Below are 26,872 nucleotides of genomic sequence, written 5' to 3'. Positions count from 1 at the left end.
ATTTCTTAGCCGCAGAAATGCCCTTTTTGAATATCTCTGAATATCTCTGCCGCGTAAGCTAAGCGGCTCTGCTATTCAATCTCCTTCCCGGTAAACAGCGAGACTCTCGCTTTAACCAGCTCCGTATATTCCTTCTCCATTTTCTCTGCACCCGCTTTATTCAGCTCCGCAATGAAATCGTCGTAGATTTTATCGAAATCGGCTGTGCGGGAGAGGATGGCTTCGGGAATCCTTTTATGGACGATATCCTGCGTCTTTTGATAGATTACCTGATAATCCCCATCTGTCGGCACCGGCATATTGTACAGCGCGCCCCATTCCTTGACCGGGAATTCATCCTCCGCCGGGAACAGGTCTTTCCAGGTTGTTGCGTTATACGCAGCCAGACTCTCCTTCTCCGCACCCGAATATTCGGCCAGAATCTGTTCCGGGAAGTTCGTTGTATAGTAATTACCTGTAGAATCCTTCACACCGTCCCCGTAACGGACTCCCAGCGTGGAATACAATCCCACCCCTGTCGCCTTGGTGAAACTTGCTGCATCGTTGACCTTCTGATCGAGAATGTCGGCAGGGATGACGCGCTTCCCGTTCTCCACATTATAATGCTTGCCTTCGATCCCCCAGTTTCTCAGCACCTGGCCTTCTTCCGAGGAGAGCCAGTCCAGGAATTTAATCGCGCGGACCGGATCTTTACAAGCCGTGGTGATACTGATCCCGTAGCCGTCTACTCCGACAGACTGCATGGCGTGATCCTTGTACTCCTCACTCAGCGTAACCGGGAAGTGGGCGTACGTATATTCGTCTTTGCCCGCAGCCTTCAGGGCGTTCTCCGCATCCTGATACTCCCATTCCACTGAGGTGAGCCCCAGCACCCGGCCGCTGGAGATTTTGGATTTGTACTGGTCATCCTTTTGAACAAAGGATTCCTTGTCGAGCAGCCCTTCATTGTACATATGGTTCAGCCAGCGGAAGTACTCCTTCTCTTCAGGCTTCTTATAATGCAGCATCGTCTCGTACGTCTCAGGGTTCACATAATATTCGCCGTCATTGGTTCCTCCGGTGGTGATATCGCCCTGGTTGGTCACCGTAATCATGATCTTCCAGCCGTCAGCATTGACGGTCAGCGGTATGGTCGGCTGCCCGTCCGTCGTTGGATGCTTAGCCACATACGCCTTGAGGACATTCTCGAAATCCTTCACCGTCCGGACTTCGGGATATCCAAGCTCTTTCAATACGCGGTGCTGAATCTGAAATCCGTTCGTCGCATCGAAGCTCTGTTGATCAATGCCGACATTCGTCGGGATCGAATAGATCGCCTGATTATCCTTGCTGTATTTCATCCGGTTCATGTTCCCATCCATGACTTTCTTTATATTCGGAGCATATTTATCAATCAGCTCGGTCAGGTCGATAATGGCTTCGGCATCCACCAGCTTGCCCAGCTCTCCCTTGGCATAGATCATATCAGGATACTCTCCGCTGGCTGCCATCATTGAGATTTTGTCCTGTCCCCCTCCGCTGCCCACATCATATTCCGCGTTCAGGGTAACACCTGTTTTGGCAACAATCTCCTTGCCGATATCATCCTCCATCCTGTTCCAATTCGGACTGGCATCGGCGCCAAAGAAGGTAAACGTTACGGGAGCTGTATCATTTGCGCTGTTATTTCCGTTCGTTATATTCTTTGTGTTATTTCCGGCACTGCTGCTGTTGCTGCAGCCTGCCGAAATGAGCAGCATACTTGCCAGCAGACCCATCCCTAATCTTCTTGGCATTTGTTTTTTCATCCGTCTCATCCCCTTTGGTTGAATGCGTTTACAGTTATATTTTAGCGTCACCTTTGGCGGATAACCTTGATTTTCAAGTCGCAGACTAGCATTATATAGACAAATACGTATTTCTGAGGTGGGAGCTTTGTGAGCAATGTATATTTGAACTGGTTCACGACTGACGAGCATTTTCCTTTCTTTATCCAATATGGCGGGCACGAAGAAGACACCTCCCTCCATCAGCATGCAGACTTCTCCGAGCTTGTCATTGTGCTGAACGGACATGCTGCGCATATCGTCAACGACGAAGAGGCTTTTATCAAGAAAGGCAATGTATTCGTGATTAACGGCGGCACTCCCCATGCCTATAAGGACCCTTATGATTTCAGAATTTGCAACATTATGTACAAATCAGGCATGCTTAAGCTGGCTGGACCGGACTTAAGAACGCTGAACGGCTACCAGGCGCTGTTTGTCTTAGAACCCTTTTACCGCAGCATTAACGCCTATAAAAGCAAAATGAACCTCCCCATCGTCAGCCTGGAGGCTGTCTCATCGCTTGTGGCCGGCATGATTACCGAATATGAACAGAAGCAGCACGGCTATCAGACCATGCTCGCCTCCAAATTCATGGAGCTGGTCGTGTATCTGTCCAGACATTATGACATTCAGGAGAAGGGCGTGGACAACAGCCTGATGCACCTCGCCAGTGCGATCTCCTATATTGAGGATCACTATCATGAACCGGTTACTCTTGATGCCATTGCCGCCAAATCGGATATTTCCGTCCGTCATTTGAACAGGATATTCCAGGCGTATTATCTGACTACACCGATTGCTTATATTCAGCGTCTCCGGCTGGAACATGCATGCTCACTGCTCAAGCACACCAGACACCCTATTACAGACATCTCCTATAGGTGCGGATTTAATGACAGTAACTACTTCGCCCGTCTCTTCAAAAAAACGTACGGCAAGTCCCCGAAGGCCTACCGCAATCAGCAGTAGTTGTGCAGCAGCCAGGTCCATACGTCGTTTAACGCAAAAAAAAGCAGCATGTCCCAAGGAACTGCTGCTCACAACTTATACCGCCGGCTGATCCAGCGGCTCATAATCGAACCAGTCATACGCTGCCGGAGCGCCATGTCCCGTCACGGACGTTGCATACATGGCAACGAATACCCCGGTGAACCCTCCTGAAATTTCGGTGCTGAGATAATGTGTCTCTCCAGCCCCAAGCTCGATCACCCCGCAATCCGGTGCCTCAACCGAGGCTTCTATGCTGCCGGGCAGCGCCTTGATTCTCAGGATGACCGGCCCGTCAGGACACTCCTCCACATGCTCCACCCGGAGTGAACCGACCGTCCGCCGGAACACGGCGGCTCTCCGCCCGCTGACAGAGCGGATCACCAGCTCATAATGATGCTTCTCGTTCTTGTACACTGCAATTCCGGCTTCTTCCCCTTCATGCTGCGGCTCATAATCCAGCTCTGCTGCTATATTGGCCGTGAAGTGGCTGAGGCGGCGGCCCGCAAAGGCAGGTGCGGCGGCTTCATTCAGCGTAGCCTCGTGGCCATGCAGAACGAGATGGCCCGGCCGTTCTTCAAGCGACCAGCTTCCTTCTGCCGGATTACGCAGAAAAGTCCAGTCCAGCCCCAGCCGGGTATCATCGAAATGGTCTCTTACGGGCTTCGCCGGCCAGCGGACTTCCGGCAGCAGCGGCGAGTCCATAACCGGCTCGATGTGGCCGCCGTTCCCGATAACCGGCCAACCCTCGGATGTCCAGGTTACGGGAGCCAGGAAGCTCTCTCTGCCCAGATGATGGCCCATCGGATAGGAGACCGGACGGATGCCTAAGCACACCGCCCACCAGCTCCCGTCCTGCGCCTCAACCAGATCGGCATGGCCTGTGGCTTGTATGCTGATTGCCGTACTGCGGTTGGACAGAATCGGATTATGGGGACAAGCAGCATACGGGCCGTAAGGCTGGCGGCTTCTGGCGATGGTCTCCATATGCCCATACTCCGTTCCGCCTTCGGCGATCATCAGATAATACCAGCCGTTCTTCCGGTACAGATGCGGAGCCTCGGGATGAGCGCCGCCCGTTCCTGTCCAGATGAGCACGCTCCCGGTCAGCATTTCCCCGGTCCCGATATCAATCTCGCACTGGTAGATCCCGTTCCCCTGTCCGCCGTCCATGGCGGACTGGAAATATACGCGCCCGTCCTCATCGAAGTACAGGGAAGGATCAATTCCGCTCTGCGCAACCAGATAGGGCTCCGACCAGGAGCCTTCCGGATGCTGTGTTTTGACGAAGAAATTGCCCATCCCGCTTACATTCGTGGTCACCATATAGAACCAGCCGTTATGGTAACGGAGGGTCGGCGCGAATATTCCGCCTGAGCTCCACGAATTCTCCAGCGGCAACTGGCTGGGTGTTGTAAGGCAATGGCCAATCTGACGCCAGTGGACAAGATCCCTGCTGTGAAAGACTGGTACTCCCGGATAATATTCGAATGTGCTGGTTACCAGATAATAATCATCCCCTACCCTGCAGATGCTGGGATCGGGATGGAAACCGGATATGATGGGATTGGTATAGTGCATGAAGCCGCGCTCCTGTCCATTTTCAATTGAATTCTAGGTTCTATATCGATTATATCTGGAATCGCTCGGCCAAACCTTCACTTTCAAGTCACGGGAATAGCAAAATCCAGACATGGCCGCGCTTAGTTCCGTACAGATGTTATATAGTTACCTTTTCAAATGATTGAAGCCGCTCCGCCTCTGCTTCCGCCGACGCCATAACCGGTACCCTCTGCGGACCGTCTCCAGAATCAGACGGGGAACCGGAAATACCCGGCGGGAAGCCACCGGCTGGTACAACCGGTAATACAGCCGCTTGTAATCCTCCCACATGCTGCAGTCGTCATCTTTCAGGAAATCCGAGACATCTACAATCAGTCCCCGCCCGTCCCGGAGCATCACATTCTTGGCATGGATATCATGCGGACGCAACCCGCGGGACCTTGCATATTGAAGCGCGTTGTCAATGTCTTCAATAGCCTGTCCGGTAATGAGAATGCCGCGTTGCATGGAATCGTAGAAGGTGACTCCGCCCAGCCTTTTGAGAACCAGGAAATCCGCTCCGGCATAATAGCACTCCGAGAAGGCCGGATGGTGCCCGAGGCGGCGGTATACCTCTGCTTCTTCCTCAATGCCCGGCCTGCCCGGCGCGTAGATCTTCACTGCGAATTCCTCAGCTCCCTGCCGGCAGAAGACAGCCGCATAATTTCCGGTTCCGAGCACACTCCAGGGCTTTGGTACACCGCTGACCTTCACCGGCTCCAGCGGATTCACGCTCTCAATACTAACCTGTCCCAGCAGCTCGCCCGTGATCTGCTCCAGCAGCTTGTCCATCCTTCTCACCCCGCAGCTTAAGTTCAGTAATGACTCTATCCACCCAGTGTACGCTATTCCCCGGCGATCAGCCAATCTTGCCGGTAAGCATGGCGAAGAACCGGACAACAGCTCTCCGGCTCTTCGTATATTTGAACGTACCTGTACACTCGCCCATTATCCACGCCGCCACCTTGGAGTTAAGCTAAATGAATGACCTCATGCTCCTCCGCACTTCGGTAGGTCCCGAATACAAGCTCCAGCGTCTTCAGATTATCTTCGCCGCTCGTCTGGAATTCCCTGCCAGTGTCCAGGCATTCAATGAAATGCGACTGCAGCCGGTAATGGCTCTCTTCAAAATCAAGGCCGTTATCCTCCGAAATCGCCGTCTCCAGCCCATAGTTATCAATCAGGCTGAGTGTGCCGCTGCTGCACAGCTTAATTGTAGCCTGATCGCCTTCAATAATCAGCTGCTCCTTATGGTCCGGCAGCACCGGAAGAGTTAGCGGGCCGGGCAGATTCTGCCGGGTGGCCCAGCTCATATCCATCAGTCCCATATAATCGTCGTAGCCAAGTGTAATCAGCCCGGCATCCTCTCCGGCAATATAAGAGCTGACCTTCCGGGTCTCCGCATATAGCCGCTTAGGCTCCCCGAACAGGAAACGCCACGTATCATACCAGTGAACCCCCATCTCATAGAACAGCAGCTTCGGCATCTCCCGGAAGAACGGCTGCGGAAGCTCATTCTCAGGGGCAAACCGCGGTGAATAATAATCCGTGTGGATATAGCGGATCATCTGGAGCCGTCCTGCCACTCCCTCATCCAGCAGCTTGCGGATGGCCTGAATCGGCTGCAGCCAGCGCCAGTTCTCTGTAACCATCAGCCGGACGCCCGCAGCACGGGCCGTTTCCACCATCTCACAGGCTTCCTCCATGGAGCGGGCAAACGGCTTTTGGCACAGGATATGCTTCCCGGCCCGTGCGGCCAGTCCGACCAGCTCAGGATGAGTATCCGGCGCGGTAACAATATCTATAATATCCAGCTCCGCAGAAGACAGCATGTCTTCCAGTGTAGAGTACAGCATGTCCCCGGGAATCCCGTATGCCTCCCCCTTACTGTGCAGCTTAACCGAATCCAGGTCGCACAGGCCTTGAATCTGAACGCCGGGGATACGCTGCCATGCCTGCAAATGCTTGTCCGACCAATACCCGGCACCCACAACACCAATCTTCCACATCCTATTTAACCTCCAAGTCATGCTCATCGTGCAGGCGCGTCATTCTCACCGCCATATATGTCCGTCCCGGCAGATCGACCCTGAAGGTTCCCTGATAGCTGCCCGCAAGCTCATCCACCGTCATGTTCCAGGTATCCAGCAGCTCCACCTTATAGCGGAACTCCGGGTTCATCGTGAACTGGCGGAACTTCGGCCGGTTGAATCCGAAATAATAGAGAACATATTCATCCTCCACCCCGGCTCTGGGCAGATCCCACTCCGAAGGCAGCGGGTTCAGACCCTCAGAAGGCCCTTCTTCCAGCACGCAGCGCAGAAAAGCAATCCGTTCAGGGCTCGTGCCATACAGCCGGCCGCCCTTGGCCCACCAGAGCTTATCTTCCGGGTGCAGATAGGTTTCCCCATGTCCGACATACCCTCCACGGACCGCGCCTTCCCAGAAACGGCGGACCATCTCTTCCCCGGTAATATTCCCCCAGCCATGCTCGACATTACCCTCGTAGGCACATTCATCGATCACGACAGGCTTATTCCAGCGCCGTCTCCATTCATCCGTATGCTCAGAGGTCTTGTAAGCATCCACACGCTGAATGCTGCAATGCGTAACCCAGGGCTGGTTGAAATCATAGAAGGCAATGCCATTATGATTAGAGATCAGGTGCCCGTAAGGATCATAAGACGTTACAATATGCGCGTACCTCTCCCAGTCGGCCAGCACCTTGTTTCTCATAAAATCATATTCATTGGCCAGCGACCACCAGATATGGCGGTACGCCGAGAGCCTGGCTACAAGATACCGGAGATAGCGGTCATCCGCCTCCTTGCCCATATCTGCGAAGCCCCAACGGTCATACGGATGGAATAGGATCAGGTCGGCCTCGATGCCCAGCTCGCCAAGGTCTGCAATCCGCTCCTCCAGATGCCGGAAGAACGCCGGGTTGAACCGGCTGTAATCCCAGCCTGCTCGGGCCGAGCCTTCATAGGGATAGTACTCCGGTTCATTCTCGTTATAGGAGTAGGATTTCGGGAACACGCACATTCTTATTTTGTTAAAAGAAGACGCTTTCAGCGTATCCAGCGTCTGGCGCTCCATCTCCTCCCCCTGATGGGTCCAGGCGTAGCAGGTCGTGCCGACAGGAAGATAGGGCGTTCCGTCCGCATAGGCAAAATGAAAGGTATTCCGCACCCGGACCGGACCGTGATTCCCGCCTGCCGCAGCCGTGCATTCCAGTTCCCCTTCAAGCTCATGCAGCGCAGGCTCATTACTGCTGGTCCGGAACGTCCACTTCCCCTGCTGCTCCGGCATGAAGCGGATGCGGTATACCCCGTCTCCATCATAGAAGCCCAGAACAAGAACCGAACGTTCTCCCATCGAAAATTCCGCCTGCAGCGCTACCTCCGTAAACGGATTGCCCCCGGCAGGGCCTCCGTGCAATACAATTTCACATACGCCCCACTGTGAAGTCTGGTCAGGCACCGATACGGAGACCCTCCCCTGAAATGCTTCAGCCCGCCCTGCTTCCTTCGGATTAGCCATAAATCCTGCTCCCTTCTGTATGAATCCTAAGATATACAAATAGCAACATCAAACTAAACAATAACTAAACAAAACTAATATCACTAACTATAAATTTATTATAAAGCAATCCTACAACACCTTCACGCCATCGTCAACGTTCTTATTTAAGCTAAAAACCAGCTTATTCAACTATTATATTAACCTCGATGATATGACAAATTAACTAAACATAACTAAACAAAAATACAATTTACGCTTCATTGCTAAAATTGGCGCCTTCCCTTACACTAAACATACTTAAGCTACGATGCTGAATGGAGGTCTTGTCATTGAATATGGAGGAGCTTGCCCGGCTGGCCGGGGTCTCCAAAGGGGCCGTCTCGCTGGCGCTGAACGGAAAGCCGGGGGTCGGGCCGGAGACACGCGGGCGAATCCTGCGCCTGGCGGAGACCTACGGATACACCGGCAGGGGAAGAGCAGCGGCCGCCGAAGCGAACGCCACCACCCTGCGGTTCCTGGTGTTCACCAATGCCGGGCTGGTTCATGAGGAGTATTATCAGCAGCCCTTCTTCCGGGAGCTGATTCATCATATCGAGGAACGCTGCCGGATGGGGGGCTACAGTCTGATGTTCTCAGCGCTTGAAGAGAAGAACTATGAGCAGGGCATTCAATCAGTGATGGAGGAGCCCACCAGCGGTGTGATTCTGCTCGGGACCAGCCTGGATGCGGCCAGAATAACCGATATTGCGGACAAGCTGCCCGGCTTGATCGTGCTGGACACCTGCTTCGATGCGCTGCCTGTCCATTTTGTCGAGATCAACAATTATATGGGGGCTTATCAGGCAGGCACCTATCTGACCGGCCACGGGCACCGGAGAATCGGTTATATCGCATCCGAGGAGCGGATTCATAACTTCGGGGAACGGCAGCGCGGGTTCATGGACGCCATGGCGGAGGCGCGGGTGGAGATTCCCCGGAGCAGCCTGCTGGCGGTGCCGCCGACTTTATTTTCCTCCCAGGGACCTTTACGGGACAAGCTGCAGCAGCTCAGGGACAGCGGCCAGCCTTTTCCCACCGCCTTCTTCTGTGAATGTGACTACATCGCCATCAGCGCGATCAAGGCGCTCAGCGAGTTGGGCTTCTCCGTCCCGAAGGATGTATCCGTCATCGGCTTCGATAATATCAATGAATCGCAGATTGTAGCCCCGGAGCTGACCACGGTTCATGTAGAGAAAGAACGGATGGCCGCATGGGCAGTGGATCTGTTCACCGCTTCTCTTCACCGGCAGTCCGCAGTCAGCACCAAGGTCAAAGTCGACACCCTCTTGATCGAGAGAGCTTCCTGCCGGCGGCTCGAACCCTCTACGGATTAATAAGCTACACTCACAGCCTATTTGCAAAAAAAACAGGAGCCAGCCCTAACCGCATCATCGCGGCTAAGGGGTTGGCTCCTGTTCCTGTTCCATGCACCTGTTTCAGGGTCCGTACTAATCGTCCTGCTCTATTCGTCCAGCCAGGTACGCATCATCGATAACAGCTGTCCGCTGTTCACCGGCTTGGTAATATAATCCGAGCAGCCTGCTTCCAGGCACAGCTCCCGGTCCCCTTTCATCGCCTTGGCAGTAAGCGCAAGAATCGGGAGGTCCCTCCACTCCGGCTTCTCCCGGATCGCCCGGGTTGTCTCGTAGCCGTCCATTCCCGGCATCATGATGTCCATCAGGACAATTCCGATATCCGGCGTCTGCTCCAGCAGCGTGATCGCATCCTGGCCGTTCTCCGCAGGGATCACCTTCATCTGATGGCGCTCCAGAATGGAGGTAAGCGCAAAGATGTTGCGGATATCATCATCCACGACAAGCACCTTTTTATACTCGATCATCTCATCCGATTGATACAGCTTCACCAGCTTGTCTCTGGAGAGCGGCGGCAGATCCTCTGCCTTGCGGTGCAGGGCGAGGGTGGATTCATCAATCAGCTGGGCATCCGATTTCACCTCTTTGAGCACCGCCATCTTGGCCAGCTCATCCCATTCGGTTTCTTCCTCCGGCGTCAGCTTCCGGTTCATCTGCACCAGCACGGGGATTCTTTTGTTCCTGGCGTTCTTGTACATCTCCCGGAGGAAGCGGATCAGATTCATGTCTGCCAGGCTGCTGTCCAGCACGATCGCATCGAACGTCTTGCTGTTCAACTGGTTCAAGGCTTTGCGCCCGGTCTCTACGGCGGTGAGTGTAAGATCCGGATTGTCCAGCAGCTCGGCTATATGCTTGCGCTCCTGTTCATCCTGGACGGCGACCAGCAGATTAGCCGTGGTGTGATCCGCGAACCGGTTCAGCCGGTCCAGCGCATTCTCCAGCTCCTCATTGGTCACGGGCTTGCGGAAGTAGTCGTAAGCCCCCTTCTGCAGCAGCTGCACCTCGTCTTCATCCACGGTCATTACGCAGACCGGAATATGCCGCACCCCGATATCGTTCTTGAGCTGCTGAAGCACCAGCCAGCCGTCCGTATCTCCGCCAAGATGCAGATCCAGCGTGATGGCCGACGGCTGGTATTTCTGAACCAGCTCCAGGACATCCCAGCCGCTGGTGGCGATAACCGCTTTGATTCCTTTTTTGTGGAGCATCCCCAGAATGATCTCGTTGAACTTCTGGTCATCCTCAACGATCAGGAACACCCGGTCTCCCGGTTCAATCCCATCGCGGTCATCCGCGAAGGGCTCCTCTTCCGGCTTGACAAGGCTGCTTCTGCGTTTGGCCGGGGTAATGTCAATGACCTCCGGAACATGAGCCTTCGGAGGCTCATGTTCAGTGAATTCCGCATCTGTCGGCAGGTACAGGTTAAATACGCTTCCCTTGCCCACTTCGCTGTACAGGCTAATCTCTCCGCCGAGCATCTCGGCGATCTCGCGGGAGATGGCAAGCCCGAGACCCGTTCCGCCGTATTCCCGGTTCGTACTGCCGTCCGCCTGCTGGAACGCTTCGAAGATAATCTGCTGCTTCTCCGCCGGAATGCCGATTCCCGTATCACTTACCGAGAAGCAGATTACGGTGGTGGCCCGCTCAAGCGACTCCTTATCCGGGTGCCACCCGTCAGCCGCTTTGCGGATCTGCAGCATAATCTGCCCCTGCTCGGTGAATTTGAAGGCGTTCGACAGCAGGTTCTTCAGGATTTGCAGCAGACGCTTGGAATCCGTGGCGATGCTGGCCGGTACACCGGGATCAATCTTGATCCGGTAGTCGAGCTTCTTAGCATCCACCATATGGCGGAAAGTACGGTCCAGCCCGTCCGTCAGCTCCGCCAGCGAGACTTCGCTGAAATCCGGCGTGATCGTGCCGGATTCGATTTTGGACAGATCGAGGATATCATTAATCAGGTTCAGCAGTTCCAGCCCGGAATCCTGAATTGTCTTGGCGAACTTCACCTGCAGCTCATGCAGATTCTCATCCGGATTCTCGGCCAGCTGTTCTGCCAGAAGCAGCAAGGAATTGAGCGGCGTGCGCAGCTCATGGGACATGTTAGCCAGGAATTCGGATTTGTACTTGGAGGTAAGGGCAAGCTGCTCCGCCTTCTCCTCCAGGTAACGCTTGGCCACCTCCACCTCATGGTTCTTGCTCTCCACCTCCGCCTTCTGGAGTACGAGCAGCTTCGCCTTATCCTCCAGCTCGTCATTCGTGCTCCGCAGCTCCAGCTGCTGCTTCTGCAGCTCCTCGGTGAGCGATTGGGACTGGATCAGCAGCTCCTCCGTACGCTGGTTCGCCTGCATCGTGTTGATTACACTGCCGATGGATTCCGTAAGCTGATCCAGGAAGGCGATGTCGATATCGCTATAAGGCCGGAAGGTCGCCAGCTCCAGAATCGCCAGCACCTGATCCTCGAAGATGATCGGCAGCAGAATGATATTAAGCGGCGTTGCTTCGCCCAGCGCGGACGAGATCATCACATAGTCGCCCGGAACATTGGTCAGCAGAATCCGTTGCTTCTCAATCAGGCACTGGCCGACCAGCCCCTGCCCCGCCCGGAATTCATTCGCCAGATGCTTGCGGTTCTGATAAGCATAGCTGGCGAACAGCTTCAGCACCGCTTCCCCGCCCGAGGGTTCATTAATGTAGAAGACGCCATGCTGCATCGATACCAGCGGAGCCAGCTCGGACAGGATCATCCGGCTGACCGCATACAGATCGCGCTGCCCCTGGAGCATCCGCGAGAACTTGGCCAGATTGGTCTTCAGCCAGTCCTGCTCGGTGTTGATGCGGGTCGTCTCCTTCAGATTACGGATCATCTCGTTAATGTTATCCTTGAGCGTGGCAACCTCCCCGGAGGCGGACACATCAATCGCCCGTGACAGATCGCCGTTGGTCACTGCGGTAGCCACATTGGTGATGGCCCGCACCTGTGTGGTCAGCGTACTCGCCATGTAATTGACGTTGTCCGTCAGATCACGCCAGGTACCCGCGGCCCCCGGCACACTGGCCTGACCGCCCAGCTTCCCTTCGGCTCCAACCTCGCGGGCCACGGTAGTGACCTGATCAGCGAAGGTGGCCAGCGTCTCGATCATGTTATTAATCGTATCCGTCAGCTCGGCAATCTCGCCCTTGGCCTCCACCGTCAGCTTCTGCTTCAGGTTACCGTTTGCCACTGCCGTCACGACCTTGGCGATTCCCCGCACCTGATCGGTCAGATTGGTCGCCATAATATTCACGTTGTCGGTCAGATCCTTCCAGATGCCCCCGACACCGCGCACCTGGGCTTGTCCGCCCAGCTTACCGTCCGTGCCGACCTCGCTCGCTACACGCGTTACCTCAGAGGCGAACGAATTCAGCTGATCCACCATCGTATTGATCGTGTTCTTCAGCTCAAGCAATTCGCCTTTGACATCCACCGTAATCTTCTTGGACAGATCCCCGTTCGCTACCGCCGTGGTTACACCGGCAATATTGCGCATCTGAATCGTCAGGTTGCTCGCCATGAAGTTGACGGTATCGGTCAGATCCTTCCAGGTGCCGGACACATCCTTCACCTCGGCCTGCGCGCCCAGCTTGCCGTCCGTACCCACCTCGCGCGCTACACGCGTCACCTCGGAGGCGAAGATGGAGAGCTGATCCACCATCGTGTTGATCGTATTTTTCAGCTCCAGAATCTCGCCCTTGACGTCTACGGTGATCTTCTTGGACAGATCGCCCTTGGCTACCGCCGTGGTCACATCTGCAATATTACGCACCTGGTCCGTCAGATTGCGGGCCATGTTATTTACGCCTTCGGTCAAGTCCTTCCAGGTGCCGCCGACCCCCTTCACCTGCGCCTGGCCGCCGAGCTTGCCGTCTGTACCGACCTCGCGCGCTACACGCGTCACCTCGGAGGAGAACATGGAGAGCTGGTCGACCATCGTATTGATCGTATTCTTCAGCTCCAGAATTTCGCCTTGCACATCCGCAGTGATTTTCTTGGACAGGTCCCCGTTCGCCACCGCTGTCGTTACGACCGCGATGTTACGCACCTGATTCGTCAGGTTGGACGCCATATAGTTCACGCTCTCGGTCAAATCGCGCCAGGTCCCGGCTACGCCCTTCACCTGCGCCTGTCCGCCCAGCATGCCTTCAGTGCCGACCTCACGCGCCACGCGCGTCACCTCGGAGGCGAAGATCGACAGCTGCTCCACCATGGTGTTAATGGTGTTCTTCAGCTCCAGAATCTCGCCGGTCGCATTCACCGTAATCTGCTTCGACAGATCCCCCTTCGCCACGGCAGTTGTCACTTCAGCGATATTGCGCACCTGATCCGTCAGCGTACCCGCCATGAAGTTCACGCTGTCGGTCAGATCCTTCCAGGTTCCGGAGACTCCCTTCACATCGGCCTGTCCGCCGAGAATTCCTTCTGTAGATACCTCGCGCGCCACACGCGTGACCTCGGAGGCGAAATTGCTGAGCTGGTCCACCATGATGTTAATGGTGCTTTTCAGCTCCAGAATCTCGCCCTTCGCATCGACGGTAATCGTCTTCGACAGGTCGCCCTTGGCTACCGCCGTGGTCACTTCCGCGATATTGCGCACCTGATTCGTTAAGTTGGACGCCATATAGTTGACGCTTTCGGTCAAATCCCGCCAGGTGCCGGACACGCCCTTCACATCAGCCTGCCCGCCGAGAATCCCTTCCGTACCCACCTCACGCGCCATCCGGGTCACCTCGGAAGCAAAGGTCGATAACTGATCCACCATGATGTTGATCGTGTTCTTCAGCTCCAGAATTTCGCCCTGCACATCAGCGGTAATCTTCTTCGACAGATCGCCGTTGGCCACCGCCGTGGTCACCACCGCGATGTTCCGTACTTGATTCGTAAGGTTGGACGCCATATAGTTGACGCTCTCGGTCAAATCCCGCCAGGTGCCGGAGACATCCTTCACATCGGCCTGTCCGCCGAGCTTGCCTTCGGTCCCGACCTCGCGCGCCACCCGGGTCACCTCAGAGGCGAACATGGAGAGCTGGTCCACCATTGTGTTGATCGTATTCTTCAGCTCCATGATTTCGCCGCGCGCGTTGACCGTAATCTGCTTCGACAGATCGCCGTTTGCTACCGCCGTTGTCACCGCTGCGATGTTGCGCACCTGATCCGTAAGATTCGTCGCCATGTAATTGACGCTGTCGGTCAGATCCTTCCAGGTGCCGGAGACCCCCTTCACATCAGCCTGTCCGCCCAAAATACCTTCGGTACCCACCTCACGCGCTACACGTGTAACCTCGGAGGCGAACGTGCTGAGCTGATTGACCATCATATTGATATTGCTTGCCGTTCGCTGGAACTCGCCCGTAAGCGGCCGTCCTTCAATCGCCAGCTCCACCTGCTGGGACAGATCGCCCTTGGCTACGGCATTAATGACCCGGACCATCTCGCTGGTCGGCTGAATCAGGTCAATCACCAGTCCGTTCAAGGAATCGGTCACCGTCTCCCAGGACCCGCCCAGATTCTTTTGCACGAACCGTCTGGACAGGTTCCCTTCCTTGCCGACCACTCTGGCCACCGTCTGAACCTCGTTCACCAGGCTCTCCTGAATCTCCATAATCTCGTTGAACGTATCCGCTACCTTACCGGCGATTCCCGTCCGGTCATACGGCATCCGGTGGGAGAAATTGCCCTTCTTCATCGCCATCAAGGCGCTCAGCAGTTCACCGGCGTCTATTCCATCGCCCTGGTTTTCTTTGATTTGGTTGTCATCGCTCATAGTATCAACCCTGCCCCTTATTCAGCACGTATTTTTGCTCCAATCCAAGATGCTCACGAACGACAATTGTAAAAACAAACGTAGCCCCGGGCTCCTCCGATGGCTCTACCCGGATGCTTCCGCCCATCAGCTCCACCAGAGCTTTGCTGATCGATAAACCAAGCCCCGTGCCTTCGAACCTGCGTGTGGTAGAGGCATCGAGCTGGGAGAAGGGCTGGAACAGCTCGCCGATTTTATCCGGGGGAATCCCGATTCCTGTGTCTCTGATTGTGAATTCAAGTGTAAGCTTCTCTGCCAGTCCCTCCAGCTTGTTAACCATTATGTATACACTGCCTGCATGGGTGAACTTCACGGCATTGCCTACGAGATTATTCAGCACCTGGCGAAGGCGGTTCACATCTCCCACCAGATCAGGCGGCACAGCAGGATCAATCTCCACCACCATATCGAGCTTCCGCTCACGGGTCCTCGCGGTGAACAGGGCAACCGTCTCGCTCAGGCAGTCTTGCAGGGAGAACGGCGCCTCTTCCACCACCAGCTTCCCGGATTCCAGCTTGGAATAATCGAGAATGGGATTGATCACCGACAGAAGGGCATTACTGCTTGTATGGATAATCCCCGCCATCTCACAATATTCCTCCGGCAGATCCGAGGCCAGCAGCAGATCAGACATCCCGATGATCCCGTTCAGCGGCGTGCGGATTTCATGGCTCATCATCGCCAGGAATTCAGATTTCACCTTGGAGGCAACTTCTGCCGCTTCCTTCGCTTCCCGAAGCTCCTGATTCGTCTTCTCCAGCTGCCGCGCCTGCTGCTTCAGCATTTCGCTCTGGAGCTGCAGCGTCTTATTCGCTTCATACATGCTGACATAGCCCTCAATCTTGGACTTGAACAGCTGCGGGACGAAGGGCTTCGTCATGTAATCCATCGCACCCACAGAGTAACCTGCGAAGATATCCTCCATCGTCGTACTGTTAGCGGACATGAAAATAATCGGCACCACATGATTCTTCTCCCGGGTACGGATAAGGCGCGCCGTCTCCAGCCCGTCCATATCCGGCATTTGCACATCCATCACAATGACGGCGAATTCCTCCTCCAGCAGACAACGTAAAGCTTCAATCCCGGAATAGGCCCGAAACAACCGGTAAGGCTCTCCGCGGAGAACGGCCTCAAGGGCAAGCAGGTTCTCGGGATGATCGTCTACAAGCAGGATATTGACTGGAAAATCCATGAGAACCCTCGCTTTCCAGGTTGTAGCATGCCTTGCGTTTATATTTCGAAAATATAGCTTATATACCCAAAATTTCAAATAACGAAACTCAGGTCTGCTGGTAATTCACCGCTGTAATCAGGCACTCCCGGCACAGAAAAGCATAATAAATTCCCTCGTCCTCCGCCACCTGGCCCATATCCGCCTGCGCCGCAAAAGTCATCGTCTGTGCGCAGCAGGGACAGGCCGGATAGTCCGCATCCTGAATCCAGGCCGGATGACCTCCGATCTGCGAGGCCGGTGCCTCCAGAACCCAGTATGCACTCTCATAAGTACCTGCCGGCTGTTCCGACAGCTGCATTACATGCCACGTGTTGAATGCCAATGCTCCTCCAGTATTGTCAGGCAGATATCCAGGAACAACATTATATTCACTCCATGCATACCCGCCCTCCAGATCAGCCTTCATATATACAGTGCCATAACAGTTGCAGTGCATACAGGCTGCAATTCTTAGTCGCTTGCCGGGAAGCTCCATGAACCTAACCTGCGGATGCTGCAAATCGTAATCAAATAAAACGGTTAGCGCACCTCCGCACCAAGGACAGGCGTGCGTTCCTGCCTGGAGCATTTGAACAGCCGCCGGAGCACCGGGCGCTTCCAGAGTGTCTTCCCTGCTTACCAGGAAGGGGTAACATTCAGGATGATACAGCTGCCTTTTGCCGCCTCCGGCATCCAGCTCCCAGCCCGCTTCACGGGCATACATCTCGGGAGCTATATATAACCCTGACGCCCACTCCGGCGGGGACTGCCGCCATGCCGCGAACAGCCTGACCACCTCTTCATCGCCAATCCAGGCCAGCGCCAGCAGCAGCAGATTACGGTTAGCCAAATCGGACTCCACCTGAGCTATGAGCCGGTTCCTGACCTGCGCGTCAGCACCCTTGAAGAGGATCGCGGGCGCATAATTCCCTGTGCGGAGCAGCATTTCCAGACCCGGCCCAAGCCGTGTATCCGTGAAGCAGAGGAGTGACACCAGCACCGTCTCCGCCTGGTCTATATCCTCTTCTTCTAATAAATGAACGGCGTAGCTCTCCATCCGCCCTCTCTCTTCCTCCGTCAGTCCGTGATACAGCTCCTGTGCGGTCCGGGGGTAGGGGACTTCCTTGATCAGCGGATCAGGCTTCCGCGGGCTGTGCAGCATGGTGAGAATTTCAACCGGATCATGGATACCGGCGTACCTGTTCACCTCTTTACGGTTCTGCTCAATATAAGCTTGTCTCTCCTCTGCAAGCTTCCGCTGCTGGCAGGGCATACAGATACCTCCGGTCTTCAGTGCGGTTGCAGGAAGAATGCTTCCCGTGCAGCCCGGGGTCTGACAAGGCAGACGTTCGCTCATATGTTCTGTCTCCCTTCGTGATCAGTACGCAGACTATGCCCTCATTATAATAGATATGGACCTTCCGATCGAATGTAGCCCCGCTCCCGCCTGCAAGGGACAGACTTCCAGGATCTAGAAGACAGATTTACCCTTTACCCTTGACTGTTCGCCCGCCATCTAAGATAATAACAACCTCTGCCGTATATCATGCAGGACAAGACTAACATTGACAAGTGGAAACAGCTTTGCTGTCCTTTTAGGGATGGCACTGTTTCAGCGAGAAATAGAAGGAACATTTATAATGTGAAACCTATAAAACCTTATATTTCAGGAAAAGGGGCGGTCGTTATCAACTGGTTAAATGATCTCTACAAATTACAGAAGCAGGAGCCGGCCAAAAACGCCGAGCCTGCCCTGGTCAATGCCATCTTCCGCATGTACGACCGGTTCAAACGGCTCGGTCTCACCGAACGGCTCGGCCAGCAGGATATGTCGCTGGATATTGCCGACGCTTATGTCCATGGCCGCAATGCCATGATTGAAGCCGGAGTCGGTATCGGCAAATCCTTCGCCTACCTGATTCCCGGCCTACTCATCAACCAGCTCTCCCGGCAGCCGGTCATTATCGCCACCTCGTCCATCCAGCTCTCCGAACAGATCCATAAGGATCTGCGGTTCATCGGCAGCCGGCTCGGCTTCTCCATGGTCCGCTCTGTAGTCGGCAAGGGCATGGGGCAATATGCCTGCCGGTACCGGGCAGCGGACCTGTTCCCGTCCGGCGAGTCCGGCTCCCCGCTCACGGTAATGGCAGAACGTATCCTGAATGCAGAAATCAACGAGCGGGCAGATCTGAAGGGTGGAGTCAGTGATGCCTTATGGTCTAACGTGTGTGTGACAGATTGTAAGTTCGAGCACTGCCACTACAAGCACACCTGCACCTTCTATGACATGCGGGCCAAGATCAATGCCGCCCCGGGCGAGATGGATATCATCATCGTGAACCAGGACCTGCTGATCCGAGACCTGATCAAGAAAAAGGAAGGGACCAAGGGCCTGATCACAGAGCGGCCTGCGCTGATCATTATAGATGAAGCGCATAATCTTGAGGCCAAGGTCCGGGATGCCCAGACGCTTGAATTCACCTTCCGGCAGATCTCCCGGGTGCTGGAGGATGCCTTGCAGCTTCTGTTCAAGCAGTCGGCGGACCGCAGCCTGATGAAGTCCTGCCAATTCGTCCGTCGCTGTGCCAAAGAGTTATTCAGACAGATAGAAGCAGACCTGCTGCACACGGCCAAGCAGGACACTGACCGGATTAAAGTATCGGCGATTACCGGAGTCCCGCTGCAGCAGGCTGTGCAGATTTTGCAGGAGTTCCGCCTCAGTCTCTCGGTCCTGACCTCCCGGCATGAGCGGGAGATTGACAACACCTTTGAAGCGGTTAACGGAATGATTGACCTCTTCCAGGTGCTGGCCGGGACGGAGGACAACTATCTGCTCTGGGCCAGCCAGCCCCGGGGAGAAGCTACCGTCAGCATCTGCCCCAAGGGGATCAGCCAATTCCTGAAATACAGTCTATTTAGCGGCAAGACCTCTGTCATCCTGACCTCCGCCACCCTCAGCCAGTCCGGCGGTACGCTGGAGGAGCAATACGCTTATCTGTCCCGTTCGCTGGGCTACAGGGGGGAGTATATGGAGCGTCAAGCTTCACCGTTCGATTATGACAACCACACGATGATGTATATTGCCAAGGACGTTCCTTACTATAACCACAACAACCGGGAGGCTTATCTGGAAGCGGCGTATAAGGAGCTGCTGCGGCTATGCAATGTAACGGACGGGCGGACCCTGGTGCTTTTTTCGGCCAAAGAGGATATGAAGTACATTCACAAGAAGCTGAGTGCGGAGAAGCTGAACTGGGCGCTGCATATGCAGCGGGAAGGCTCGTCGCAGGACGGGGTGATCGCTGAGTTCCGGGCGAGTAAGGGCGTGCTGCTGAGTACCGGCGTGTTCTGGGAAGGCGTGAATATCGAGGGTGCAGATCTGTCGCATCTGATCGTCTTCCGGCTGCCGTTCCCGGTTCCGGCTGATCCTGTCTACGAATACAAGGCTGCGCAGGCGAAGAATCCGCTCATGGAGGTCTACGTGCCGGACATGCTGCTGCGCTTAAGACAAGGTACCGGGCGCCTGATCCGCAGCGAGACAGACCTCGGTGTACTCAGCATCCTGGATTCCCGCCTGGCGGCCGGAGCCCGTAACCCGTACCGGGAGCAGGTCCTTGCCGCCCTGCCGTTCACCAAGGTGACAGAGGAGTTCGGGGTGCTGGAGAGGTTTGTGCGTGAGAAGGGAATTCACCGGTGATGAGGGACGGTAGTTGGAGTGCTGAGTCGTATGTGCCTATTGTACTTTGTACATTAGATCGAGCTATAAAACTACCCTTCTAGCCTTTCTACTGTATTATGTACAGCAGAATTTAGAGATTTTGCCCATATTGGGCCTCTCTCCAGTATTCTACTGTACTAAATACAATAGGGACTATTTTTAGTGGTATTTTATGAATTTCTATTGCACCTAGTGCAATCACCACTGGACTACCCGCTCCATTTCTTCACCAGCCAGCCCGCTTCCCCAACTCGCTAGCCTTAATCCGCTCATATCACCACTTCATCAGCTTCCTGATCTCTGACGCCAGTCTATCCGCCGCTTTGCGATGCGTCACCTGCGAAGGATGATAATCGACAGCGTGGCCGTCCGCCTCTAGCTGCACCTCGAATTTCATCACCGAGATTCTGCTGTCGCCGGTTTCCCGGGCATAGCGGTCCACCGCCTGCTCCAGGATAGGATACAGCCTGTCCCCCATGATCCCGAGCGTACACAGAATGGTCGAATCGGGATTATTCCGTCTGACCATTTGTAGAAAAGCGACATAGTTCTCTGCATAATCCGCCTGCTTGGCAGGGTCATCCTTCGTGTACGAATCGTCGTTGGTCCCCAGATTAATAACGATCAGCTCCGGCGTGAATCTGCTGAAATCCCAAGCTATCTCCTGAGGCAGCAGACTGCCGCCGAACCTCCCTTCAGACTTGCCTACCTTCTCGTAGTAATCGGGCAGAAGATGCGTGGTGAGCTTCTGATCATTTTCTGTATAGCCGGTAATAATGCCGTATCCGCTGTAACACACCATACTGTAATCCGCACCAAGCTGCTCTGCACTCAGGTAGGCATAAGCCTTCGTTACATTTTCTGTAGCCGTAGAAAAGGTATGCAACGCTTCTTCATCATCCACACCATACCCGCAGGTAATGGAATCGCCGATGAATTCGATCGTATGCTGCGGAGATGGAGTCGGCTTAATTCCTTCCTCAGCCTGCACCGCAATCTCCGCAATGCCAACCGTTGACATGGCTGCTTCAGACAGCTTCGTTATTCTTACAGTAACCTCTTGCCCGGTGTCGCTTTCGAACACTGTATACGTTTTGCGTAGCTGATCCACCTGATCGTCTATCACCTGCTGGCCGTTAACACTGATTCCAATCCGGGCCAGATTGTTGCCGGTTGCAGCAATATCATCGCCTTGCAGAGTGATCCGGGCCGCCCGGCCGTAGAATGAGAATTCCACCCCGCTCCCGGAAAGAGCCAGCCACAGCACCTCTCCCATCCAGTGGGTCCGTCCGATGAGTCTGACATGATTAGCTGCCGGCTGGTACGTTTGCATCTGGGACATTCCATAACCTTCCTTCTCTCGTTTCTATTCGTAACAGTAGCAAAGGCGCTTTATATTTTCAATGATATGTTAAGATATTAAGTAATTGTTGAGAAAAGGAGGATCTCAATGGACATCCCCAGAGGGACCTATGGCTTTCGCTTTGCCGAAGATAAGGAGCTGCAGCTGTGCGTATTGTTCGCAGCCGGTTATGATTCCGTCTCCGATCCCGCATACCGCTGGGACGGGATGGAGCGCAGCGACGGCCCGCTGCTGCTGTTCCAGTACACGCTCTCCGGTGAGGGCGTGTTCGAGTCAGAGAACCGGACCTACCGGGTCCGGGCCGGACAGGCTCTGCTGGCGGAAATCCCGGGACCTCACCGATATTACTATCCGCCGGATGCGGCAGAGCCCTGGGAGTTCCTGTTCCTCCTGCTGCGCCCAAGCCTGATCCTGCCCCACTGGCGCAGATTCCTGCGCGAAGCGGGCGAGGTGCCCCGGCTGCCCGCAGATTGTGCCCCTGTCCGGCTGGCGCGGATGATTGTAATGGATGCCGGAGCGGGCAGAATCTCCGATCCGCTGATCGCCTCATCCAGCGTCTATCAATTCATGACCGAATTGACCCGAATGCAGACAGCTACGCTGCGCGACAGGGACAAATGGTCAGAGAATATTAAGCGCGCCGCTGCATTCATCGAGCAGCATTACCCGCAGATGATCAGCATCGACCAATTGTCGGAGCATGTCTCCCTGTCCAAATATCATCTCATCCGCCGTTTCTCGGCCAGCACCGGCCTGACACCCGGCGCTTATCTGACCCGGGTCCGAACGGAGAAGGCGATGGAGCTGCTCCGGGGGACGAGCTTAAGCATTGAAGCTATTGCACAGCAGATCGGCTATTCCAGCGGAAGCTACTTTATCAAGGCCTTCCGCAGCCTGACCGGACTGACACCAGGCGATTTCCGCAGCGGGGGCGAGAGCCTGATCTACCGCCAGCTCTTTTTCGATTAAGCGCAATATAGTGCTATTCCACTTGCAACATTACTATAGATATTGGATTTCTCCTTGATTATGATGGACTTATGAGGAGCAATAATCCATCTGATAAGGAGATTACACAATGAATCATAAGCTTGCAGCACCTGTCCCCCCGCTGGGCTGGAATAGCTGGGACTGCTACGGCGCAGCCGTAACCGAAGCGGAAATCCGCGGTAATGCGGAATATATGGCCGAGCATCTCAAAGACTACGGCTGGAGCTATATCACCGTTGATATCCAGTGGTATGAGCCTGGTGCCGTGTCCTCTCTGTACCGCCCCTTCGTCCCTCTAATCATGGATGAATACTCCCGGCTGATGCCAGCCGAGAACCGCTTCCCTTCGGCAGCGGGCGGTCAGGGCTTCAAGCCGCTGGCTGACTATGTCCACAGCCTGGGACTGAAGTTCGGTATTCATATTATGCGCGGCATTCCGCGTCAGGCCGCCCATGCAGGCACCGCGATTCTGGGGACGGAGGCAACTGCCCGCGAGATCGCGCACACGAACTCCATCTGTCCATGGAATACTGATATGTACGGTGTCGACGCTTCCAAGGAAGGCGCTCAGGCCTACTATAATTCACTCTTTGAACTGTACGCGCAGTGGGGCGTCGATCTGGTCAAGGTGGATGACATCGCCGCTTCCAGACTATACGATACCCATCAGCCGGAGATTACCCTGATCTCCCGGGCAATCGAGAACTGCGGCCGCCCCATGGTCCTGAGTCTCTCCCCCGGCCCTGCTCCGGTAGAATATGCACAACATTTCACCGAGCATGCCAACATGTGGCGCATCACGGATGATTTCTGGGACCGCTGGGAGCTGCTGCTGGACATGTTCAGCCGCTGCCGCAGCTGGCAGGGCGTCCCGCAGGCCGGCTCCTGGCCGGATTGCGACATGCTGCCGCTCGGCCACATCGGCGTCCGCTCCGTTGACGGCGGCGGGGATGACCGCTGGACCCGCTTCACCCGGGACGAGCAGCTGACGATGATGTCGCTCTGGAGCATCTTCCGTTCGCCGCTGATCTTCGGCGGCGAGCTGCGGGACAATGACGACTGGACCCTTTCGCTGCTCACCAACCGCGAGGTGCTGCGCATGCAGCGCGAGAGCCATAGCGCCAGAGAAGCCCTTTACAAGGATGAGCTGATCGTCTGGACCGCTGCTCATGACGATGGCACCCGGTATGCGGCCGTCTTCAACACCAGCAACAGTCCGCTGCCGGTTGACCTGAACCTCGAAGAGATCGGCCTCGGCGGCGTGGCCGCAGGTACGGAGCTGTGGAGCCAGACGCCTGCTGAGCTTAGCGGCGGCGTGCTGCAGACCACCGTGCCTCCGCACGGGGTGCGATTATATAGCTTCTCGTAGGAGAAGCTAGGCAGAAATACCAACAGCCTGCGGGAATGGAGTAGTTCCATTCCTGCAGGCTGTTTTTCAAACAATATAGATTAAGAATCTTGCTCCTCTAAATACTTAGGCCTTCCCCATCGTGCTGATATCAATCACAAACCGGTAACGCACATCCGAGGCCAGCACACGTTCCCAGGCTTCATCAATCTGGTCAGCCGAAATCACTTCGATCTCGGAAGCAATCTGATGTTCAGCGCAGAAATCAAGCATCTCCTGTGTCTCGCGGATTCCCCCGATCATCGAACCGGCAAAGGAACGGCGGTGTCCGATCAGCGAGAAGGCATTAACAGCCAAAGGATCAGCAGGCGCACCGACATTCACCAACGTCCCGTCCAGCGCCAGGAGTGACAGGAAAGCATTGATATTCACCTGCGCACTGACCGTATTAATGATCAGGTCGAAGGAACCGGCCAGCTGCTTAAATGTCTCCGGATCAGTGGTGGCATAATAATGATCTGCGCCCAATTGCAGGCCGTCTTCCTTCTTCTTCAGGGATTGGGATAACACCGTAACCTCAGCCCCCATGGCATGAGCAATTTTTACTGCCATATGCCCCAGCCCGCCGAGACCCACTACAGCCACCTTTTTGCCGGGAGCAGCTCCCCAGTGGCGCAGTGGTGAGTAAGTAGTGATTCCGGCACACAACAGCGGTGCAGCAGCGTCAAGCGGAAGGCTGTCGGGAATCCGCACCACGAAGTCTTCAGTGACAACGATATGCGTGGAATATCCGCCTTGCGTATAGTGCCCGTGGCGGTCAGTCGCTCCATAGGTTCCCGTGTTCCCCTCCAGGCAATATTGCTCCTCGCCTTGCCGGCAGCTGCTGCACTCTCCGCAGGAATCGACCATACAGCCTACCCCGACACGGTCGCCAACTGCATATTTCGTCACTCCAGAACCGATCTGGCTGACAATACCTGCAATTTCATGCCCCGGAACCAGCGGATATTTCACCGGTCCCCACTCCCCGCGGACGGTATGAATATCGGAATGGCAAATACCGGCGTATTTAATCTCGATCAGAACATCCTGCGGCAGCAGCTCCCGGCGTTCGATCGTAGTCAGCTTGAACGGGCCTTCCTGGCTGAATGCAGCGCGTGCGTTAACTTGTATCATAGTGAGACCTCTTTTCAATAGAATAGTAGACATCATTCTTTAAGCTTTACAAAGCCTATGATATTCCTTAAAGTTAACTCTAAGTCAAGCCCGAAATATCCAGGACAGGAGAACGATGATGAAGACCTATTCCATAAGCGAAGCGGCAGCGCATTTCAACATGACCCCGCATACCCTGCGTTATTATGACAAAGAGGGCCTGCTCCCTTCTATAGAGAGAACTCCCAGCGGCAAACGCGTATTCAAGCCCTCCGATATGGAGGCCCTGCGGATTATTGAATGCCTGAAGGCCTCCGGGATGCCCATCAAAGAGATTAAGCATTTCATTGAATGGTGCTCCGAAGGAGATTCCACCCTGCAGCGCCGATACGACATGTTCTTGGAGCGGAAGGCTTCCGTAGAAGCGCAGATGGAGGAATTAAGAAAAACGATGGAAGTCATAGACCATAAATGCCACTACTATAAGACTGCCCTGGAAAAGAGTATGGAAGTGGTCCACCAATCCTAACCAGCCGTATGGTTCATCAGCCTCCGCTGCGGTTATCGATACATAGAACGGTTACCGCAGACACATCCTAAGACAGAATTTGCACTTAGAAGGGAGACTAACAGATGAAGGATGATAAAAAAGCACCGCTCGACGGACGCACCGCAGGCGTCCACCCGATTCCGGAGGGCGAACCCAGTCCGGCGGACGGTCAATCGGAAACAGATAAGCTGGATGAGGTCGTAGGCGCCGTGCTGGGGAATGACCCAGAGGTGTCAGCTCCTGGCCTTGCACCAGATCCGGAAGAGAAGAAGCACCGCAAGAATCCATAGCCTTGTGATGAGGCAGTACACAGCCGGGCCGGACAAGAGGATATCTCTTATCCGGCCCGTTTATTTTGTATGCTGATTTTGCCCCCTGCTCCTACTCCTCCAACTCCTTACCATACCCGCGATTCAGCGCTTCACGATAATATAGTGATCCAATGGCAATATCAAAGGCAGCCATTCCCATCGGATTGAACATGACCGCTTCCTCCTTCGGGAATTTCGCCAGCGCGTTGCCGCAGACCACCTCGACGATGGACGCCGTGTCTTCCTTCCGCAGCCCTCTTTGATGATGCATATGTTCAATATCCGTATTCGCACGGCACACTTCATCCCAGTCATCGACAATAATGGCCGAGGTGTAGCTTAAGATAGCCGGGGTGAAATCGCGCAGAGACACGTTCAGCAGCAGACTCTGTTCTTTGGGCTTGCGGTCAATATAGCCGGAGCTGGAAATTGTACAGGTGATGAACAGATCAGCCCCTTCGTAGGCTTCCTTCCAGGAATCCACAGGCCGCACCCTTGTCCCAAGCTCTTCCGGGATATGATCCAGAGCACCCGGATTCTGATCAAAGATCCGAACCTCCTCCAGCCGGTCCCCGAGCAGCTGATTCAGCATCGACAGATGGAGTTGACCGATCGGTCCGAACCCGACAATACCGGCAATCATTTTACCGGCAAAAGGGTGTACCTTCTCGTATTCCTGGATCATCAGCCCACTGACTGAAGCTGTACGAATCCCGGAGATAAGCGGACTGTTGATGATAGCCACCGGCTTCCCGCTGCCGGAATCATTCAGTATCGTCACCGAGTGGGCACGGGGAAGCTGCCTGCCATGGTTACCGGGAAAACTGGCGATCCACTTGATGCCTGCCATCCCGATCTCTCCGCCCACATAAGCGGGCATGGCAATAATCCTGCTGCTTGGATCTTTATCAAAGAGCAGATAGGGTTTAATCGGCTGGGAGAATTCGTGCGCTGCCATCACTTGGACAGCACTCCGTATCGTATCCATGCACAGTGCCCAGGGAAGATTCATCTGCTCCAGGTTTGTGGTATTCAGATATAACATGCTCA

General features: G+C 54.9%; 18 protein-coding genes. 7 read left to right on the top strand and 11 right to left on the bottom strand.

Annotated elements, in window-relative coordinates; translation table 11 throughout:
- Positions 1-71: 71 nt before the first annotated feature.
- Positions 72-1,787 (bottom strand): ABC transporter substrate-binding protein, encoded by a 1,716-nt coding sequence (locus NYE26_RS06025; protein WP_339254625.1) that lies wholly within the window; start codon positions 1,785-1,787, stop codon positions 72-74.
- Positions 1,788-1,916: 129 nt separating this feature from the next.
- On the opposite strand from NYE26_RS06025, the gene NYE26_RS06020 reads away from it, so the two are divergent.
- Complete coding sequence (locus NYE26_RS06020) at positions 1,917-2,777, top strand: helix-turn-helix domain-containing protein (protein ID WP_339254623.1); 861 nt, start codon at positions 1,917-1,919, stop codon at positions 2,775-2,777.
- A gap of 75 nt (positions 2,778-2,852) precedes the next feature.
- Here the strand turns inward: NYE26_RS06020 and NYE26_RS06015 are convergent, their stop codons facing one another.
- The 4 genes from NYE26_RS06015 to NYE26_RS06000 all read right to left on the bottom strand — a co-directional run bounded on the left by NYE26_RS06015 (position 2,853) and on the right by NYE26_RS06000 (position 7,940).
- On the bottom strand, positions 2,853-4,376 hold the full coding sequence (locus NYE26_RS06015) for a glycoside hydrolase family 43 protein (RefSeq protein ID WP_339254621.1): 1,524 nt from the start codon (positions 4,374-4,376) through the stop codon (positions 2,853-2,855).
- A gap of 147 nt (positions 4,377-4,523) precedes the next feature.
- Positions 4,524-5,189, bottom strand: coding sequence for a serine/threonine-protein kinase (locus NYE26_RS06010; protein WP_339254619.1), 666 nt, complete (start codon positions 5,187-5,189; stop codon positions 4,524-4,526).
- Positions 5,190-5,368: 179 nt separating this feature from the next.
- Positions 5,369-6,406 carry a Gfo/Idh/MocA family oxidoreductase gene (locus NYE26_RS06005; RefSeq protein WP_339254617.1) on the bottom strand — a complete coding sequence of 346 codons (1,038 nt, stop codon included), beginning with the start codon at positions 6,404-6,406 and terminating at the stop codon, positions 5,369-5,371.
- Between the two features lies 1 nt (position 6,407).
- Positions 6,408-7,940 (bottom strand): DUF5605 domain-containing protein, encoded by a 1,533-nt coding sequence (locus tag NYE26_RS06000; protein WP_339254615.1) that lies wholly within the window; start codon positions 7,938-7,940, stop codon positions 6,408-6,410.
- Between the two features lie 317 nt (positions 7,941-8,257).
- On the opposite strand from NYE26_RS06000, the gene NYE26_RS05995 reads away from it, so the two are divergent.
- On the top strand, positions 8,258-9,295 hold the full coding sequence (locus tag NYE26_RS05995) for a LacI family DNA-binding transcriptional regulator (RefSeq protein ID WP_339257343.1): 1,038 nt from the start codon (positions 8,258-8,260) through the stop codon (positions 9,293-9,295).
- A 128-nt stretch (positions 9,296-9,423) separates the two neighbouring features.
- Here NYE26_RS05995 and NYE26_RS05990 read toward each other — a convergent pair whose 3' ends face one another.
- From NYE26_RS05990 to NYE26_RS05980, 3 genes are all read right to left on the bottom strand, one after another.
- Complete coding sequence (locus tag NYE26_RS05990; RefSeq protein WP_339254613.1) at positions 9,424-15,132, bottom strand: HAMP domain-containing protein; 5,709 nt, start codon at positions 15,130-15,132, stop codon at positions 9,424-9,426.
- 4 nt (positions 15,133-15,136) lie between these two features.
- On the bottom strand, positions 15,137-16,366 hold the full coding sequence (locus tag NYE26_RS05985) for an ATP-binding protein (RefSeq protein WP_339254611.1): 1,230 nt from the start codon (positions 16,364-16,366) through the stop codon (positions 15,137-15,139).
- Between the two features lie 88 nt (positions 16,367-16,454).
- A complete protein-coding gene (locus tag NYE26_RS05980) occupies positions 16,455-17,744 on the bottom strand; it encodes a DUF1963 domain-containing protein (protein WP_339254609.1) in 1,290 nt (429 codons plus the stop codon).
- A 285-nt stretch (positions 17,745-18,029) separates the two neighbouring features.
- Here NYE26_RS05980 and NYE26_RS05975 point away from each other — a divergent pair, with 285 nt between their 5' ends.
- On the top strand, positions 18,030-20,084 hold the full coding sequence (locus NYE26_RS05975) for an ATP-dependent DNA helicase (protein ID WP_339254607.1): 2,055 nt from the start codon (positions 18,030-18,032) through the stop codon (positions 20,082-20,084).
- 295 nt (positions 20,085-20,379) lie between these two features.
- On the opposite strand, the gene NYE26_RS05970 is transcribed toward NYE26_RS05975, so the two are convergent.
- Complete coding sequence (locus tag NYE26_RS05970; RefSeq protein ID WP_339254605.1) at positions 20,380-21,447, bottom strand: SGNH/GDSL hydrolase family protein; 1,068 nt, start codon at positions 21,445-21,447, stop codon at positions 20,380-20,382.
- Between the two features lie 108 nt (positions 21,448-21,555).
- Between NYE26_RS05970 and NYE26_RS05965 the strand changes: the two genes are divergently transcribed.
- Together NYE26_RS05965 and NYE26_RS05960 are read left to right on the top strand one after the other, a co-directional pair.
- A complete protein-coding gene (locus NYE26_RS05965; protein ID WP_076076568.1) occupies positions 21,556-22,437 on the top strand; it encodes an AraC family transcriptional regulator in 882 nt (293 codons plus the stop codon).
- A gap of 109 nt (positions 22,438-22,546) precedes the next feature.
- The gene (locus tag NYE26_RS05960) at positions 22,547-23,827 is read left to right on the top strand and encodes a glycoside hydrolase family 27 protein (protein WP_339254602.1); all 1,281 of its coding nucleotides are present in this window, start codon (positions 22,547-22,549) and stop codon (positions 23,825-23,827) included.
- Positions 23,828-23,932: 105 nt separating this feature from the next.
- On the opposite strand, the gene NYE26_RS05955 is transcribed toward NYE26_RS05960, so the two are convergent.
- Positions 23,933-24,982, bottom strand: coding sequence for an NAD(P)-dependent alcohol dehydrogenase (locus tag NYE26_RS05955; protein ID WP_036723869.1), 1,050 nt, complete (start codon positions 24,980-24,982; stop codon positions 23,933-23,935).
- Between the two features lie 118 nt (positions 24,983-25,100).
- Here NYE26_RS05955 and NYE26_RS05950 point away from each other — a divergent pair, with 118 nt between their 5' ends.
- Together NYE26_RS05950 and NYE26_RS05945 are read left to right on the top strand one after the other, a co-directional pair.
- Positions 25,101-25,490 carry a MerR family transcriptional regulator gene (locus tag NYE26_RS05950; protein WP_036723871.1) on the top strand — a complete coding sequence of 130 codons (390 nt, stop codon included), beginning with the start codon at positions 25,101-25,103 and terminating at the stop codon, positions 25,488-25,490.
- Between the two features lie 104 nt (positions 25,491-25,594).
- On the top strand, positions 25,595-25,801 hold the full coding sequence (locus NYE26_RS05945) for a hypothetical protein (RefSeq protein WP_036723873.1): 207 nt from the start codon (positions 25,595-25,597) through the stop codon (positions 25,799-25,801).
- 91 nt (positions 25,802-25,892) lie between these two features.
- Here NYE26_RS05945 and NYE26_RS05940 read toward each other — a convergent pair whose 3' ends face one another.
- Positions 25,893-26,867 carry a 2,3-diaminopropionate biosynthesis protein SbnB gene (locus NYE26_RS05940; RefSeq protein WP_339254599.1) on the bottom strand — a complete coding sequence of 325 codons (975 nt, stop codon included), beginning with the start codon at positions 26,865-26,867 and terminating at the stop codon, positions 25,893-25,895.
- Positions 26,868-26,872 lie beyond the last annotated feature (5 nt).

It is taken from the genome of Paenibacillus sp. FSL P2-0136, assembly GCF_037975325.1.
GTDB classification, from domain to species: domain Bacteria; phylum Bacillota; class Bacilli; order Paenibacillales; family Paenibacillaceae; genus Paenibacillus_AQ; species Paenibacillus_AQ silagei.
This window is presented reverse-complemented; position numbering and strand designations above follow the sequence as displayed.